General features: G+C 49.8%; 15 protein-coding genes. All 15 read right to left on the reverse strand.

Annotation, left to right across the window (positions count from 1 at the left end):
• Positions 1–2 precede the first annotated feature (2 nt).
• Positions 3–614 carry a 4Fe-4S dicluster domain-containing protein gene (locus ACYQ2N_RS03245; RefSeq protein WP_459997491.1) on the reverse strand — a complete coding sequence of 204 codons (612 nt, stop codon included), beginning with the start codon at positions 612–614 and terminating at the stop codon, positions 3–5.
• A gap of 17 nt (positions 615–631) precedes the next feature.
• Complete coding sequence (locus tag ACYQ2N_RS03250; protein ID WP_459997492.1) at positions 632–3,127, reverse strand: molybdopterin-dependent oxidoreductase; 2,496 nt, start codon at positions 3,125–3,127, stop codon at positions 632–634.
• Between the two features lie 287 nt (positions 3,128–3,414).
• Positions 3,415–4,755 carry a dihydroorotase gene (locus ACYQ2N_RS03255; RefSeq protein ID WP_459997493.1) on the reverse strand — a complete coding sequence of 447 codons (1,341 nt, stop codon included), beginning with the start codon at positions 4,753–4,755 and terminating at the stop codon, positions 3,415–3,417.
• 24 nt (positions 4,756–4,779) lie between these two features.
• Entirely contained in the window at positions 4,780–5,730 is a 951-nt protein-coding gene (locus ACYQ2N_RS03260) for a thiamine pyrophosphate-dependent enzyme (protein WP_459997494.1), read from the reverse strand.
• 6 nt (positions 5,731–5,736) lie between these two features.
• Complete coding sequence (locus ACYQ2N_RS03265) at positions 5,737–6,888, reverse strand: pyruvate synthase (RefSeq protein WP_459997495.1); 1,152 nt, start codon at positions 6,886–6,888, stop codon at positions 5,737–5,739.
• A complete protein-coding gene (locus tag ACYQ2N_RS03270) occupies positions 6,885–8,558 on the reverse strand; it encodes an NAD(P)-binding protein (protein WP_459997496.1) in 1,674 nt (557 codons plus the stop codon). Before ACYQ2N_RS03270 ends, ACYQ2N_RS03265 begins: the two co-directional genes overlap by 4 nt.
• Entirely contained in the window at positions 8,551–9,102 is a 552-nt protein-coding gene (locus ACYQ2N_RS03275; protein WP_459997497.1) for a 2-oxoacid:acceptor oxidoreductase family protein, read from the reverse strand. The genes ACYQ2N_RS03270 and ACYQ2N_RS03275 overlap by 8 nt, the downstream gene beginning before the upstream one ends.
• Positions 9,103–9,575: 473 nt before the next feature.
• Positions 9,576–11,936 carry a xanthine dehydrogenase family protein molybdopterin-binding subunit gene (locus tag ACYQ2N_RS03280; RefSeq protein ID WP_459997498.1) on the reverse strand — a complete coding sequence of 787 codons (2,361 nt, stop codon included), beginning with the start codon at positions 11,934–11,936 and terminating at the stop codon, positions 9,576–9,578.
• A 19-nt stretch (positions 11,937–11,955) separates the two neighbouring features.
• Positions 11,956–12,489 (reverse strand): (2Fe-2S)-binding protein, encoded by a 534-nt coding sequence (locus ACYQ2N_RS03285; protein ID WP_459997499.1) that lies wholly within the window; start codon positions 12,487–12,489, stop codon positions 11,956–11,958.
• Positions 12,486–13,352: an FAD binding domain-containing protein gene (locus tag ACYQ2N_RS03290; RefSeq protein ID WP_459997500.1), complete on the reverse strand. Its 867-nt coding sequence runs from the start codon at positions 13,350–13,352 to the stop codon at positions 12,486–12,488. Before ACYQ2N_RS03290 ends, ACYQ2N_RS03285 begins: the two co-directional genes overlap by 4 nt.
• 173 nt (positions 13,353–13,525) lie before the next feature.
• On the reverse strand, positions 13,526–13,654 hold the full coding sequence (locus ACYQ2N_RS03295; RefSeq protein ID WP_459997501.1) for a hypothetical protein: 129 nt from the start codon (positions 13,652–13,654) through the stop codon (positions 13,526–13,528).
• A 109-nt stretch (positions 13,655–13,763) separates the two neighbouring features.
• Positions 13,764–15,500 (reverse strand): sigma-54 interaction domain-containing protein, encoded by a 1,737-nt coding sequence (locus tag ACYQ2N_RS03300; RefSeq protein WP_459997502.1) that lies wholly within the window; start codon positions 15,498–15,500, stop codon positions 13,764–13,766.
• 111 nt (positions 15,501–15,611) lie between these two features.
• Positions 15,612–16,841 carry a DNA-methyltransferase gene (locus ACYQ2N_RS03305; protein ID WP_459997503.1) on the reverse strand — a complete coding sequence of 410 codons (1,230 nt, stop codon included), beginning with the start codon at positions 16,839–16,841 and terminating at the stop codon, positions 15,612–15,614.
• A gap of 4 nt (positions 16,842–16,845) precedes the next feature.
• Entirely contained in the window at positions 16,846–17,616 is a 771-nt protein-coding gene (locus ACYQ2N_RS03310) for an ApaLI family restriction endonuclease (RefSeq protein WP_459997504.1), read from the reverse strand.
• A gap of 143 nt (positions 17,617–17,759) precedes the next feature.
• On the reverse strand, positions 17,760–17,957 hold the full coding sequence (gene thiS / locus ACYQ2N_RS03315; protein ID WP_459997505.1) for a sulfur carrier protein ThiS: 198 nt from the start codon (positions 17,955–17,957) through the stop codon (positions 17,760–17,762).
• Positions 17,958–17,967 lie beyond the last annotated feature (10 nt).

Raw genomic sequence — 17,967 nt, forward strand, 5'->3', positions numbered from 1 at the left:
TCCTACTCTAAGTAATATACAGAAGGTTCCGTGTTGTTTTCCGACTGGGGCTGATAGCCCCCACGCTGGCGGATCAAACGGCTGACCTTACTGTTAGGATCGGACAGGTCTCCAAAAACACGGGCATCTGCCGGGCAGGTCTGGACACAGGAGGGCTCTAAGCCTTGATCCACCCGTTCGACGCAGAAGGTGCATTTGACAACAGTACCCTCCTGCCATTTAGGATACTTGGCTTTTTCGAAAGGAGTCAAATGATCGCCGCCGAAATACCCTGTATGCAAGACTCCTTTCTTGAGGAAAATTCGGTTTTTGTATGGACAAGCGACATAACAGGCGCGACAGCCCACACACTTGTCGTGATCCACTAAGACTAAACCGTCTTCGCGTTTGGTCGTAGCCCCGGTCGGACATACCCGTACACAGGGAGCGTCCTGACAGTGGTTACACAGCACAGGTAAAAACTTCTTTTTGACAATGGGATATTCCCCGGCAACCTGGTCTAACACTTTGGTGAAAAGCACACCGGGCGGGGTCCCATTTTCCGACTTGCAGGCAAGCGTACAAGCCTGACAGCCCACACAACGCTTTAAATCGATAACCATTCCTAAATGCATCTATCTCTGCCCCCCTCTCAAATCTTAGTGATTTTAACCTTCGTCGAAGTTTCCAAGTGTCCGGTCATACCATCCGTCCACTTGACATCAGCAGGCAACAGACGGTTGAAATGAGTGTTGGTTTTCTTATCAATCGGGTGATTAGTCCAGCGGCTGATACCGTTGGACATCCCGATGACCTGCGGATGAATTTCTTCAATCACACTGGCCTTGCCGATTACTTCCCCGAAGGGGGACTGAACCCGGATGCGGTCCCCGTTATTGATTCCCTTGGCCTTGGCCGTTTTGGTGTTAATTATGACTCCCATGTGTATGGGAATGTTGTTCATGGCTTCATTGATCCAGGGTATGGTGGTGGATTCCGAGAAATTAAGCAGGGTTTCTTTGAAAGCAAAAGCATAGAGATCATATTCAGGCGCGATATTGTGCAGAGGATGACTGTCGCGCCAAACTGGGATCGGGAGATAACTGGAAGTATCCCAATCAAGGCCTGCCGCTTCTGTTTTCTGCTTGAGGTCGTCCCCAACTTCCTTAAAGAAATTGAAGTAAAGCGGAATGCGCAGTCCCTTCCAGGGCAGGTACATTTCCTCCGGCTTCTGATAACGCGTAGCATGCCCGTTCTCCTGGAACCAATCCAAGCCCTTATCCGAACCGTAAATGCTCTTGGCCATGCGATCCATCAGCTCAAGGTTGTCGTACTTCTTGTTAGGCTCAAGCTGGTGTTCCTCGGTCAGGAATAGCTTGATATTCATGAGCGTGTTCCATTCAGGCAAGAATCCGATCCGATCAGCCAAATCTGTGAAAATGTCGGTGGCATCCCGGCTATCATAAAGCGGTTCAATCACCGGACGCCGGTACACGTGGCCGGTGATAACCGGGGGCTCGATGTCCACTAAAAGGTGGGATTCCAAATAAGTATGATCGGGAAGCACAATATCGGCCCATTCCGTGGACTCGTTCAACACCACATCAATGGCCACGATAAAATCAAGCTGCCGGAACACTTCCATGACCTTATCAGTAGAAGAAAGATTCCACATCGGGTTGGAATGTTGAATAATTAAGGCTTCTGGCTTAAAATCAAAGCCATATTTCTCTGGACTCAGGATATTGTCAGCAGAGAGATGTCCCGGGTCAATCCCGATCGGATACCACTCCATGAGCTGGAAGCTGTAAGGCTTGTCAGCAAAGGGATAAGGCGGATGCAGAATGTGCGGCTGAGGCAAGAGCATCCCGTCCGGACCCGGTTCAATCAGCAGGAGGCGGTGGTCAAGCCCTACGCCAATATGCCCGCCAGGAACATCAACATTGCCCACGAGAATATTAATCAGTTTCAGAGCAGCTGAATCGAGCCCGCCGTCCACATGTCCGATAGCCCCGCGATAATAGTTGACTGCTGCCGGGCGGTAAGGGTATTCTTTGCCTTCGATGACGATCGTGCTCCCGATGCGCGCCGCTTCTCCATACTCTTGGGCAATGCGCCGGATGGTATCAGCAGGAACCGTACAGATCTTAGACATGCGCTCAGGGGTATGGTCTTTCAAGGTGTCCTTGATAACCTGGAAAGAAGGCCGGCACTTAATGCCGTTAACTGTATAATTCCCTTCGAGGGCAAAATCCTCAATACTCGGATCATCGAACTGTTTGGCTTCATTAGCACCCGCATCCCAGATCATAGGTTTCTGGGTTTCCGGATCACGTACAAAATACCCGTCAGGTCCGATGAGGTACGGTCCGTTCGTGTGAATCTTCAAGTATTCAGCATCATAGATGTTTAACTCATGTAAGAGGACATAAATCATTCCGAGAACGAAGGCTCTGTCCGTACCCGGCAAAATCGGAACCCACTCATCAGCTTTGGCCGCGCCGGTGGACATCCTGGGCTCCACAACCACAACCTTCATGCCCCGGTCAACCCGGGCTTCCGCCATGCGTTTAATTGACCCTGCCACATGGAGGTGGGAAGAGAAACCATCTCCGCCGCCGATCTGAATCCAGTAGTTGCAGTAAGCATAGTCATTGACTGCGGCAAAAGACCCGTCCAGGGTTCCGTTAACCGGGTGATAAGCCGCGCCACAGTACTGACCGACCGTTGAAAAATAGTTGTAGGAACCGAACATTGCCCCCCAACCCCAGAGGTGGATGCGGTGGAAGTCGTTGATTGAGACTAAGAGCTTGCGCGGATCCTCCTGCCGGATTTTTTTCAGGCGGGTGGCCACAATGTCCAAGGCCTCATCCCAGGAAATGGGCTGCCACTTGGGGTCGACCCCAGGTCCTTTTTCCGGATTGGTCCGTTTGAGCGGGGTCTTCACCCGGTTAGGATCATAGAGACGCATAATCCCTGACTGCCCTTTGGGGCAAAGCTTCCCCCTGTTGTTGACATCGTTCGGATCGCCCTCGATCTTCACCACGACTCCGTCCTGCACATGCACCCTAATGGCACAACTGTGGATGCACATTTTGCAGGCGCTTTTTACCCAGTAGTCCTTTTGCTTAAATGTTGTTTGAGCCAAAAATCATCCCTCCTTCTCTTTACTCCACTCCTCTAATTCCATATCTTTTCCGCTTGAAATGCTTCTTTAATGTAGCTCTTTTGTACCCTAGTCCCTATTAATTCTGTAATAGGCTTAAGAATTTGGTTCCTGAACAGAGTTCCGAAGTCACTTTTCTAAATTTTCTGTATCTTAAAGGCAGGCATCGGCAACATCTCTCCTAATACCTCTGCTGCTTCTGCCTCCTAAGACCCTAAATCCCTCTATAGAAGATCCTTAGTTTCCTTTCAGAAGATCTAAATCTCTCTTTACAAACTCCTCCTCAGAAAACGCCCGCTGTCCACCGGCTGGATCTTACCCTCTTTCACGGCTACCTTGCCGCCCTTAATCGTCATAATCGGCCACCCTTTGAGCTCTTGCCCGCCATAAAGGCTAAAGTCGGCACGGGAGCCCAGCTCCTCATGGCGTACCGTCTTCACCAGGTCGAGATCGACTACGACCAAATCAGCATCACTGCCCGGAGCGATCGTCCCTTTGTGCGGGTAGAGGCCAAAGATTTGAGCCGGATTCTTGCTCATCACTTCTACTAACCGCAATAAGCTAAAGCCGCGTCCGTTCACACCATAGTGGAGCATTACCGGCAAACTCGTGCCGACAGCGGGGTAACCAGGCATAGCGCCCCAGATCCCTTTTTCCGCTCCCTTGAGATCCAGGGTGAGGGTTACGTTATCCGTGCCGATGGTGTCGATGGTGCCGCCCTCTACTCCCTGCCACAAAGCGTCCACACTTTCAGCCTCGCGGAAAGGAGGAACCATATGGGCAACCAGCCCTAAAGAACTGTATTTGTCAATTGAGAGGTAGGGAGAGGTAGTCTCGGCATAAAGCTTCGCATACTTTGGTTTAAGTTCTGCTAAAGCCTTGGCCCCTTCTTTGGTGGAAACGTGGACGATGTACAGCCGACTTCCCGCAACATCGTTCAGATAAGCTGCCCGTCTGATCGCATCTTCCTCCGCTACGTTAGGGTGAGTGTCTGACCAGTCGGCCAGGGTACTCCCGCCGCGCGCCTTCACTTCTTCCGTGGCCACCCTGATCAGATGGGGATTTTCGGCATGGACGCAGGCCAGAGCTTTGTCACCCAGCCCGGCCACACGTTGCAGCGTCTGCAACATAAAGCCGTCATCCACATCTGGAATTAGCCCGGGAATACCTGACATGTACATCTTATAGGAAGTAATTCCGAACTCCTGGGCATAAGCAGGAATCTCCTGCTGTTGTTCCGGGGTCATGATCGCCAGATGGAAGAAAACATCAGTCGCGGCTTTGGCATCGGCCAAATTAATTACATCTTTGAAATATGACAGATACGGATTAGGCCCGCCCATAAAGGCACCGACCGTCGTGACTCCGCCCATCAGGGCTGAAGCAGTCTCTTTTTCCATTTCCTCAGCTAAGTCTCCGAAAATCCCCAAGTGAATATGCGGGTCGATCAGACCGGGCAAAACATACTTGCCGCCGACATCGATTTCCTCATCCCCGCTCAAGCCGTGGCCGACAGCCTGAATTTTCCCGTTCTCCATCAGGACATCCGCTTCCACAATGCCCACACCTGGTATGACCAAACGCCCTTCTTTCAGTACCAATTTGCTCATGCCAACAAATACCCCCTTCATATATTACTCGGCGGCTACAGCCGCTTGGCTTACACTTAGAGTGCTCTGCTTAATCTCTTCCCGCCGCGTGTTCTCTCTGATGGCAAATCTTTGCTCCAGACGTTCCCAGTTGGCATCCACCTGGCTTTGAATTTCCAGTACTTGCGCTGGATTAAGATGTTTATAGCGGCTTTGTTGGGACAAGTAGGCTGAAACCGGTGTACCTTTGGAGCCAAAGTTAAGGGTATAGTGTTCCCCGTCTTCCACCTCATAGAGGGGAAAGACCCCTGTTTCCACCGCCAGCCGTGAAGTTTTCGGCCCTGCGTGGTCAGCCACACCCCAGCCGTCAAGGCAAGGTGTAAGTACCAGTATAAAGCGCAGACCCTTCCCTTTCATTTCCTTCGCCCGGGCAACCTTGCGCGCCAAATCCTCAGGATAGCCGGTGGTAGCGGTGGCAACATACGGAATACGGTGGGCAGCCATAATTTCCGCTAAGTTTTTCTTCGGAGTTGGCTTGCCGGAAGGAGTGGACGTTGTATAAGCCAGATAGGGAGTTGAGGAACTTTTTTGCGCTCCGGTATTCATATACCCTTCATTGTCCAGACAGACATAGATGAAATCCTCATTGCGCTCGGCTGCTGAAGATAGGGACTGAAAGCCGATATCATAGGTCCCTCCGTCCCCGGCAATAACCACGACATTGGTGTGATCATTCCCTTTCGCTTTTAAGGCCCGGGCAATACCGGTAGCTGAGGCTGCGCTGGCCTCCAGAGTCGTCTGGTACACTGGCATCCGCATCGAGCTTAAGGGCTGAGGACCGGAAATGATCGCAATGCATGAAGGTGGCACGACCCCAATGCTGTCCGGACCGAGCGTGTTAATTATATAGCGGATGGCAAGGGCCTCGCTGCAGCCTGGACAGGCCGCATGCCCGGAATTAAAAACTTTTTCTTCCTGAATATTGTAATAACCCACTTCCCATCACCCCTTCCACACCGATTCTGCTGCCACAGCACCAGCCAAAGCTTCCCGGACCAATTCCTTAATTTTGGCAGGAGGAATATTGGTCCCGCCCACCCCGGCTAGATAGCCGTGAACCTCCGGACCATCACTCATGCCGTAGAGCGCAGCTTTTAACTCCTGGTGCAAGAAACCGCCCGTCCCCGGCGCAAAGTTGCGGTCCAGAACCATAACTTTAGGCACCCCGGTTAAAGCCCGGCGCACTTCCGCGAGCGGAAAAGGTCTGAATAATTTAACTTTAAGTAACCCTACCGCCAGACCTTCCTCCTGCAGTTCATCCACGGCTTCGCGCGCCGTTCCGGTCATGCTGCCCATGGTGGCAATGATAAGTTCAGGCTTGTCGCAGCGATACTCTTCAATAACGCCGTATCCCCGCCCGCTCAGGGCCTGCCAATCTGCATCAGCCTCTTTGGCCGCAGCCAGAGCGTTTTCCATCGCCTCCCCTAACGTCCGGCGGTGACGGTAGAACATATCCTGGTTGACCGTATTGCCCCACGACTCTTTGATTTCCGGATCAAGCCGGTGTGGGGGATCAAAGGGGGGAAGGAATTGATCCGCAACTTCCTGAGCCGGGACTTCCACGACCTCCAGAGAATGAGATACGTAGAAAGCTTCATGGATGACCATGACCGGCAGAAGCACTTTTTCTGCCACTCGAAATGCCTGAAGGATTGTATCTAAGGATTCCTGGCCATTTTCACAATAATATTGAATCCAACCGGTGTCGCGCTGAGCCAAACTGTCCGTCTGATCCGGCCAGAAGCCCCAGGGGGAACCGATGGTGCGGTTAACATTGACCATCACAATTGGCGCACGCGCTCCAGAGGCATAGTGGAGCATTTCATGCATGAGCATTAGGCCCTGGGAAGCGGTTGCTGTGAATACCCGTACTCCGGTTAAGGAAGCCGTGATACAGGCTGACATCGCCGAATGCTCAGATTCGGCCGTCACTAATTCCACTTCCATCTTGCCCTCAGCCTGGAATTCAGAGATTTTCTCCACAATCGGGGTCTGAGGAGTTATAGGATAAACGGGAACTACCATGGGTCTAGCTAATTTGACACCGTAGGCAGCGGCATGATTGCCATTAACAAGAATCCGCTCTCCGCTCATCTCGTCTCCTCCTTTAAGACTACCGCACCCCGGGGGCATTCTTCCACACAGCTGCCACACCCTTTGCAGTATTGATCCAGAATGCGGTAATGCTCCTCAAGGGCCGAATCCTTGACCACGGCCATATCCGGACAGAAGTAGAAACAATTGTCACATTCAACACAACTGCCGCAGCTAAAACAGCGCTCAGCCTGGGCCAAAGCTTGCAAGGAACTAAATCCCTTCTTCACTTCGCCGAAATCACGCAAACGCACACCGGCCGGAGTCGTTTCTTTGCTATCCCGTACCAGGGAAGGGAAATAAAAGATATTAATCTCCTTGAAGGAAACAGGTTCTTCAGACTCAGCTGCGATCGCGGCCGCGACCTCGAGTTCGTGTGTTTCTGCCAGATAACGGGCCATACTACGGGCCGCAGTTTTCCCTTGCCCAACCGCGGTTGATACATAGCGTTCCGTGCTGGCTGCATCTCCCCCGGCAAAAACCCCGGGACGACCGGTGGAGAAATCGCCCGCAACTTTAACGAGGGCTTTCTCGATTTTAAACACATCGTGCCACTCATCTGTTTCCGGATCCTGGCCTACCGCCAAAATCACATGGTCCGCAAGCAGACGGAATTCGGAATCAGTTGTAGCTATAGGCTTAAGCACCCCGGGCGGCGCTTCCGGATCTAAGCTGACTTTCACGCAGGAAAGGTCTAAACCTTGCGCGGAACTCTCTACACTCTGTACCATCGCCCCGTCTGTGATCGAGATTCCTTCCTCCAGAGCTTCCGCTATTTCATCAGCCTGGGCCGGCAGATGCTCCCTATCTTCCAAGGCCAGCACAGTTACATAACTACCAAGGCGACGCGCCGTGCGGGCCACGTCCATTGCTACACTTCCGCCGCCGATAACCACTACTTGCGGGCCTATAAAGATGCTTTCATTTTGATTGGACTTGGCTAAAAATTCCAGTCCGTTAAGGACATGCTCGTCTGCCGGAAACTGCGGCAATGCTTTCGATTTCCCGGCTCCGATGGCCAGGAAGACAGCGTCATACTCTTGTTCGAATTTCTCTAATTCATTACTTTCGAAACGGCGATCGGTCTCGATGGTTATTCCCATATCCAGCAGGCGCTTAACTTCCCCTGTCAGCACCTCTTTAGGCAGGCGGTACGGCGGGATGCCGTAGCGCAAGACTCCTCCCGCTTCTGGCCTCTCCTCAAACACTGTGACCTGATACCCTTCCCGCCTTAGCTGATAGGCACAGGAAAGTCCGGCCGGGCCAGCGCCTACGACCAACACCCTCTGTTCCCGTTCGTTATCAGGGCCGGGCAGACTCCATCCTTCCGTTGAAGCCATGTCTCCCACATACTGCTCAAGCGCGTTAATAGCGACCGCTCCGTCATACTCACCCCTGTTGCAGGAGCCTTCACACGGATGGTGGCACACTCTACCCGTTATTGCCGGAAATGGATTGTTCACTACTAAAGCGAGCCAGGCCTCATAGTATTTTTCAGCCTTCACCAACTGGGTCCAAACCGGTATGTCCCCTTCGACCGGGCAGGCTCGATGGCAGGGGGCGGGTCTTTTCGTATGCACCGGAATAGCGCTGCGCCAAGTTCCGGTATTGAGAATGTCTGTCCAGCCCGTGGTCCAAATCGGCGGGACTTCCTTAATTCCTTCAGCCATTAAACACCCCCCTTTCGCGCGCAATGCGGTAACCGTCTAAGCAGGAGTTTATGTTCTCTTCCACTTTTACCGGACTTGTTTCCCCCACGACTTTTGCTACCAAGTCAATATCCGGCTGGCCCAGAAGTCCTGTTACAGCGCCAACTAAAGCCGAATTCACAATTCTCCCCAGGCGGTTTGCCTGAGCAATAGCCATACCGTCAATCGTAAAGATTTTAAACTTTCCCAAGGAAGCATAGTGCTCCGGCGCTTGGGTAGAATTTATCACCACCAGAGTTTCTTCCCCCGCACCTTTTAACAAAGCTTCATTAAGCAAGCTGGGATCGAAAACCAAAATCACATCGGGATTATCAATGTTGCAGCGCAGCCGAATGGGCTTCTCGTCCACCCTGATAAACGAACTCACAGGTGTACCACGCCTGGCCCCGCCGTAAGTGGCGTAGGCCTGGACATATTTCCCTTCACTAAAGAAGATATGGGCCAAGATCTCACCGGCTTTTTGCGCCCCTTGACCGCCTCTTCCCTGAACAATGAATTGCAGCACTTGCTATGAACACCTCCTCCACTTTCTCTGCCCAGAGGCTAAGATCCTATATGAATATACCTAACCCTGGTACGCCGGGAATACGGCAATATCTATCCTTAGCAAGATCAGTTCCACTTTTCCGTAATAAAGCAAGTTTGCCTGTGAACGGTTAAAGTTTAGTTCCCGGCGGCAGGAAAAGCCTAGTAAACAGCAGCAAGACACCCGGCTAAGTCTCAAATAGGTGTTGGGTGTTGGTACATAATGTTACCATCGGCTCCAAACCGGTCGCCCCCAAGCCTAAAAAGCTTCTCCAAGGCTGTAAGACACTTTGGTACATATAATTACCAGGCCTTGAACAGAAAAAGTTAATTACTAAAGAATGTTCTGTGGCGTGTTGCCCGCAAACACCCTAACTGCGTGGTTCAGAAATGTACCAAGTAAAAGAAACGGCTCAAGCTATTTAAGAAAGAACTTGAGCCGGTAAGTGTTTTTTAATTCCCTTTTTGCTCCAGGGCGGCCAGCACTTTTTCAGGAGTAAGGGGCAATTCTTTAATCCTGATTCCGACCGCGTCGTAGACCGCATTGGCAATAGCGGCTGCCGTGGCGACCAACCCCGATTCCCCGACGCTCTTGGCCCCGAAAGGCCCGCTCTCAGAGGATGCTTCGATCAAAATAGTCTCTACTTCCGGCATATCTACCGCCGTCAAAATCTTATAATCTGTAAAGTTAGGGTTTAGCGGCTTGCCTGTCCCCGGGTGATAGCGATACTCTTCGGTGAGGGCATACCCGATTCCCTGCTGGATCGCTCCTTCGATTTGCCCTTCAACCACTGCCGGGTTGATCGCTGTGCCCACATCATGCGCCGCAACTACTTTGAGAACTTTAATCACCCCGGTCTCCGTATCCACTTCAACTTCCACGAACTGGGCTGCATAAACAGGCGGGTTGCCTGGCGATTCCTCGCTGACAGCGCCGATAATCTGATGGCCGTGGCTGCCGAAATGTGCTTTGTGAGATACTTCAGCCACTGAAATTTCGCGTTCCGGCTCTTGGCGTACCCGAATCATCCCCTCCGCAACCTCCAAGTCTGCTGCCGGAACTTCCAGGATTTCGGATGCCATCGCCAGAAGTTTCTCTTTGGCCGCAGCTGCCGCCTTTTTTACCGCGTTACCGCCGGAATAAGCCTGACGGCTGGCATGACTCCCAATATCGAAACCTGCTACATCCGTATCCGCCGTTTTGGTAATGAATACATCTTCATAGTTTAGACCCAGTTCTTCTGCCGCCACTTGAGTGAGCGCAGTCCCGGAACCCTGGCCACAGTCCGAATTGCTGTAGATGAGGTTCGCTTTGCCATCTTCGTTAATCTTTACCACCGCAGCGGAGGTTTCGTGGAGCATCGGCCGCGCTCCGCTCACATGCATCATATAAGCCATGCCGACACCGCGCTTTTTCGTACTGCTGGCAGTGCTGCCATCATTCCCCCGGACATTTTCCTCCCCTTCTTTTTCCAGAAAGCTCCCTGCATTGGCCTGTGCACCTGTGAGAACGCGTTCCCGCTTATTCCTTTTCTTTTCCCAGCCTATAGCCTCCGAGCCGCGTTTGATCCCCTCTTCCAGGCCGCAGCTCTCAATCACCCAACTGCTCCAGTTCCACACTTCCCCGGCACAGGGGTGGTTTTTGAGCCTGATCTCCAGAGGATTAAGCCCGAGGGCTGCAGCAATATCATCTACCTGTGATTCCACCGCAAACACTACCTGGGGATTGCCATACCCGCGGAAAGCCCCGCACTGGGTGCTGTTAGTATACACTGAATAGTTATCTACTTTGATGTTAGGGGATTTGTACATCGCCAGGAACCAACCGGCAACCGGACCCGCAAAGGAAGGAGTATGGGTAGCATAAGCCCCACCGTCAAGATAAGCCGTCATCTGGCGAGCGGTGAAAGTTCCGTCTTTTTTGATCCCTGTTTTAAGAATCATGGTGATTGGGTGCCTGGATTCGGTCGCCAGGAACGACTCTTCCCTGGAATACTTAAGCATCACCGGCTTCCTTGCTTTGATGGCCAACAAGGCTGCAATCGGTTCATTTACTACTCCCAAGCGGCTGCCAAAAGCCCCGCCTACCGGGGGCTTAATGATACGCACTTGGCTTGTGCTCAGGCCCAGAGCGTGGGCCGTAATCCCGCGCACCAAATGCGGCATCTGAGTCGAAGTCCAAATCGTGACGCGTCCATCCATATCAGGAGCGGCCATGGCCACACCACAAGGTTCCATACTCACTTGATATACTTTCGGAACATAATAAGTGTCTTCAAACACCATATCAGCATCAGCAAACCCTTGATCGACATCCCCAATAACTATGGGCATATGAGCCATTACGTTCTTAGGAGCAGCATGGATTAGAGGTGCATCCTCAGCCATGGCTGCTTCCACATCCATGAGAGCCGGCAAAACTTCATACTCTACCTCGATCAACTCTAAAGCTCTGTCTGCGGTTTCCTCATCTACTGCGGCTACAGCGGCGAGTCCGTCCCCTACATAGCGAACTTTGTCCGTAAGAATGTATTGATCCTCCATCAAAATCGCCCCGGGGGACGGTGGAAAACCTGCGCTGTTCCAGGGAATTTTCGGTACATCTTCGAAGGTCAGAACAGCTTTAACCCCAGGCAAGCTACGCGCCTTCGTTGTGTCAATCCTGACTATCTGCGCATGGGCATATGGACTCCGCAAAACCTTGCCCACAAGCATATGAGGCAAAGTCATATCTCCCGTGTAAAGTGCCCGCCCGCTTACTTTCTCCCTGGCATCAACCCTAGGGACACGCTGCCCCACTACTGCATAACCCATTTCTCATTCCCCCCTTTCCTTATCTTCCGACCGTTTTGGGACCAAACTCTTGGCTTTGGCTTAACTTTTCTCTTAGCTCGGGGCTTTCGCTTATCTGTTTACTTACGTCCATGACAGCTTCCACTATCTTTACATACCCTGTGCAGCGGCAGAGGTTACCCGCCAAAGCTTCCCTTACTTCTCCCTCCGTAGGGTTGGGGTCGCTGTCTAAAAGTGCCTTAGCCGTCATCACAATACCCGGAGTACAGTACCCGCACTGAACCGCTCCATGCTCAACCAAGGCTTCCTGAATCGGATGGAGCCCTTCCAGCCCTCCTACTCCTTCAATGGTTACGATTTCCCGACCGACCGCATCCAAGGCCAATACCATGCAGGAATTAACCGGCTTGCCGTCCATTAAAACCGTACAAGCCCCACATTCTCCGGCTTCGCACCCTTTTTTGGTGCCGGTCAGCTGCAGATCTTCCCGAATCGCATCCAGCAGCATCTTGTCCGGGGAAACATAGACCTGATAGGTTTCGCCATTGACCTTAAGCGCTATTTCTTTTTTCATACCTTCCCTCCCCAAGCCTGGAGCAAGGCCCGTTTAACCAATACTCCCGCCATATGTTTGCGGTAGTCAGCGCTGGCACGGACATCATCGATCGGACTTGTCAACTCTTGGGCAATCTTAGCTGCCTCTTCAAACTGGGGCAGCCCGCCTTCCGCCCCAGCCAGTTTCTCCTCTGCTTGCCAGGCCCTAAACGGGGTTGGGTTCACCGCACCAAGCGCAATGCGGGCCACAGCGATTTTGTCCGAACCTCTTACAGGAATAATGAGTACTGCGGTGTTAACCAGAGCAATTTCGTGACTCTTCCGCACTCCATGTTTGAGGAAAGTCCCTATTGTTCCTGGTACAGGCAAATTCAGGTCGATCCTGGTCAAGATTTCCCCTCGGCCGAGAACGTTCTGCCCCGGACCCTTGAAAAACTCATTCACAGCAACCTCTCGTTCCCCATCCGGCCCCGTAATTGTGATTTTTGCTTGATACGCTAATAATGCGGGAGCCAGATCAGATGCCGGAGAAGATGTGCACAGGTTGCCGCCGATAGTCGCCAAGTTCCGAATCTGTGGTGTACCTAAAGCGCGAGCCGCTTGCGCCAGTACCGGGAAATGCTCATTCACCTCCGAGTTTGCCAAGAGTTCGCTAACCGTACTTAAGGCACCGATCGACATAACCCGGCCATCGAACTTAACCCCGCTTAACTCCGGTATCTTTTTAAGATTTATCACTCCATGTCCCTTGAACCCAATTCTTTTGAGTGTGCGCACTAGATCCGTGCCCCCGGCCAAGGGAAAGGCCTTGCCTTCGAGGCCCTCCAGTGTTCCTACCGCTTCCCACAAGCTCCCTGGTTCTAAGTAGTTAAAGTTTTGCAAAAGGTCACCCTCCTCTCTAATTGTCTATTCTTGGTTTCGCTTAGTTTTCCAGTCACACTCATCTCCTTTTCACGCTCAGCATCCTGCCGCTATTAGCCTTTTACTGTGAGCAGTTCTGCCACCAGCCATGTTCGTGTGTTCTTTATGCTTTGCAAGTTAAGTTCCCGAGATTGCTATTCCGGCAAATCGGGCACCGAACTGCCTTTTTTCTGAGCTACAAGGACGAAAAACTCGCTTAAGCCGTTAAGCTTGAGCGAGTCTTCAGTATGTTGACGTTCCCTATTATAATTCTTTTGGTACATGCGTTTACCACAGATATACAGATAAGTGCCAGAAAGTTCAGAAACCTTTCTCTGGACTAGCTTTCCGCTAAGGTTCATCAATTAACCATTAGGTAACACTTTGTACCAATCATTTTCCCGCGTATACCAGCTTATACTTTTGCATCTTGCGGATAACCGTAGGATGTGAAACACCCAAGATACGTGCTGCCTGCCTCGTGGTCGGGTAAGACTGCATCGTCTTACGCAGGAGTTCCCTTTCCAGCATCTCAATCGCCCTTTCAAGGAAAATTGGCTCGTTAACCTGGATGCTTAAGGAATCTAGAGGATGGCTCACCTGGAAAGGCAGGTGTTTAGCAGTCAAAACATTATCTTCATTGATCACAACCAAACGCTCGACTAGATTTTCCAATTCACGCACATTCCCAGGCCAGCTGTGCCTTTCAAACGCCAGCAGAATCTCTGAATCGAAGCGTTTATTGCTGCTGTATTTATGATTGAACTTCTCAAGAAAGTGTAAAGCCAGTGGGACAATATCTTCCGTGCGCTCGCGCAACGGTGGAATGTTAACCGGCACTACATTCAAACGGTAAAACAAATCAGCTCTGAAGGTTTGTTTTGACACCATTTCTTCCAAGTTACGGTTAGTGGCGGCGATTACCCGCACATTAAACTTCATCGGTTTAGTCGCGCCAATCCGGAACACTTCCTGCTGCTGCAGCACGCGAAGGAGCTTAACCTGCATGTTCATCGGAAGTTCCCCGATCTCATCAAGCAAGAGAGTGCCCCCTTCGCACATCTCAAAGATCCCTTTCTTGCCGCCGCTGCGCGCGCCGGTAAAGGCTCCGTCCTCGAAGCCGAACAGTTCTGACTCTAGGAGATTTTCCGGGATCGCCCCGCAGTTTATCTGGAGAAACGGCCCCTGCACCCGTGCGCTGAATTTGTGGATGAGCTTAGCGGCATTTTCTTTGCCTACACCTGATTCCCCGGTAATTAAAACATGAGAATTTACCCCTGCTACCCTGCCGATAAGTTTAAATACTTTGTCCATAGCCGCACTGCGAAAGATAAACTCTTCATGGTCTAATAACTGCGCCCTTAATTCTTGAAGCTCATTGGCATAGCGTATGTTTTGCTTGTGCGTGCTGTCAACCTTCTCTTTGAGCACATTAAGTTCAGTCATATCTCTTATGTTGCACACAACCCGGAAAACTTCCCCATTTTCATCAAAAACGGGACTGCCTGTAATCAGGATTTCCTTGCCTGTCTTGATCCGCTGTTTGATCGTAACCGGCTTCTTCTGGTTGATAACGAGCACAGCCACTGCCTGGGAGACTGTTCCGTCCTCCTGAAGCTCCCTGACATTGCGCCCGACTCCATTGTCATCTTTGGAAAGACCGGTAATGCGTTCATAGCTCGTGTTAACCCTAAGCAAAGTTCCATCTCCGGCAATAATCCCTATCCCATCGTAAAATGATTCAAGAATAGCCTCCAGCTCCCGGTTCAGTTCTTGCACCTGGCTTAATTCCGAAGCCAGGGATTCAAGCTCGGATACATCCTGAAAAACTGCAATGGCCCCGACTACCCGTCCATCACGAATGATGGGGGTACGGTTGGTAACAATGACCAAATCATCGTCCAATTGCTTCTTCTGCCCAAACTCGGCTTTCCCACTCTGGAGGACAGCAGGCAGGCCTGAAGTCGGAAGCACTTCGATAATCTCACGCCCAATCACTTGATCTGCCGACACTCCCAGCATGCGCTCGGCCGGCTTATTACAGATCATCACCCTTTCATGTTCATCAATCGCTAAAATCCCATTGTGTACAGCATCAAGAGCTTCCCCAAGTTCCACAAACAAAGGCACCCTGTACACACCCCCCTATAGGCAAGTATTTTATCCTATAATTGTACTCGCCCAGGGGTTAGCTGTCAGTGTTTTCCACTTGAATAGCTTAGTTTGGTGGGCGAATGGGGGCTAACCCACAATGTTATGATCAAGAGTAGTGACTGACTCTGATTGGTCCGTTAACAACTTGGAAATAGTAACATCATAACTGTCAATTACCAAAACATTATCGGCATGGTTTGATAGTTCTAAAGCTGAGAATAACACCTGATCGTTTTTATGTGTACGTATTAATATAGAAAACAAACAACCTTTCCTCTTACTTTGCTTCATTAATTTAGCCTTAGCTTCCCAAATATCTTCGTCAGGCTTTTGTATTTTGACAGCGACTGGTTTGCCTAAATAAGTTTGCTTTAAGAAACCATCTATTCCGGAATTTCGTTGAACTGGTACCGCATCGATGCTTGTTAAGATGCTAAGTTCAAATTCGGTTTTAGAAATATATTGTTCTTCACCCTTTTCGAGCAGAAATGAAGTTGTTTTAGTAGGTATTTCCAACCTTTTTTCACATAGTTGTATCGCTGGTTCTGAAATATCAATCCCAATGTAGTTACGATTAAGAAGGGATGCTGCCACTAGGGTAGTACCACTCCCACAAAAAGGATCAAGAACTGTGTCCCCTTCATCACTGGCAATTCTTAGTATTTGTTCAAGCAAAAGAACGGGCTTTTGCGTAGGATACCCACACCTTTCCTTAGCTTTCGGGTTCAAGTATGGAATAGACCAGACATCAGAGAGCGGTACTCCTTTTTTTTCTTTTCCCAATACTACGTTCCCCAAGTTATCACGTTTGTAAGTAGATTTCCCGTGTTCGTTACGAACCCGTTCCTGGAGTATCTGGTCAACATTCGTCGTAGGGGAATACTCGGTATAAATTGTATTAAACTTGAAATCCTCTGATTTACTATAAAAATAAATGGTTTGATGCCCATTCAACAAACCTTTTTTTGAATTTGACCAACGCCTATATGCCCAGATTATTTCGCTTCTAAAGTTATCCGGACGAAACACATCATCCAAAAGAATTCGTAAATGATGCGAAGCATATTTATCACAATGCAAAAATAAACTGCCCGTATTTTTTAGTACCCTCTTACATTCCTGAATTCGTGGTTTTAAGTAATTTATATAATCACTAATAGAATCCCAGGTATCGTTAAATTCATATGCCTCGGAGATATCACGCGATGTTAATGATTGCGTTTTTTGCGTGAAGAAAGGAGGATCAAGATAAATTAAATCCACAGACTCACTCGACAAACTGCTTAAAACGTTTAAGCAATCTTCCCTAATAAGCATCCGGCTAACCCCTTTCGCTAGCTATTTCGGTTAAAATCTGTTTAAAATCTATTGACGTAGCTTCTTTAATATAGTCCCAAGCCATCTCTCCGGCGTAATATTTGCCACTTACTCCAGAATATAAAGTTTCCAATGTACTTTGGATTCTCTTGGCCTGATCACGATTAGGATAATAAAACATTAACCGTACAGGCCGAAAACCACAGCTCTGAATTACCTTTACTCGAGTATGCTCTTTGGTAATATGGTCTCCGTCAGTCGTGGCATCACGCCATTTTATTTCAATAGCATCATTTCCGACTAAACAGTCTATTTCAAACTGTTTAGGTCTTGTTCCTAAAACATTGTTTATCTTAACCTTCTTCTTGGCTGAGGGATATCTGTATTCAAAACACATGAGCGTTGCTTCTTCAAGAAATGAACCCGCATATTTGTAGAGGAAACGTCCTTTATTTTGGTAAATATCTATTTGGTCTCCCTGCTCATCGCTAATGCCCAACACCCGGTAAATTAAGTAATGAGACTTATCATCTCTATTCATTGCTTCAATACGCCCATTGATCTTCTGTTGAAGGTTACTCGAATATTTCTCCGCCAATTCCCTAATAATCCTTTTGACCTGTTCCACATCAACTAGCCTCACAATCAACAATACTATTAGTAATGGATTTGACAAAGATGGATGATTTCCTGCTTTTGCAATTGGTCTCATTATACCATAGAAGGGGCCGTAAGAGAACACATGTTCTCCGAATATTTGGAGAGATCGCTCCATCTCTCTGTACCACATGAGATCAAGAAATACCTACTTCCAACTGACAGTGAATTATGGAATTCCACTCACAAAATAGTTCAAGACACGACAGTATAATAAAAAAACATGCCCCCCTAAGGAAACATGCATATCTCCGGGGAATTTCATCCCCCGCTTATAAGATGAATCGCTTTAACATCATCTCCATCCCTAATTATAGTCGCTCCATACTCTTCCCGTGAAACAGCTTTTCCGTTAACGGCGACAGCCATTAACGGAAAAGTAAACCTCATTTTGTCCAATAACTTAGTTACGGTTAATTCTTCTTCCCAGGGATATTCCTTGCCATTAACTTTAATCATCCTGTTCCCC

This window comes from Paradesulfitobacterium aromaticivorans (genome assembly GCF_054657415.1).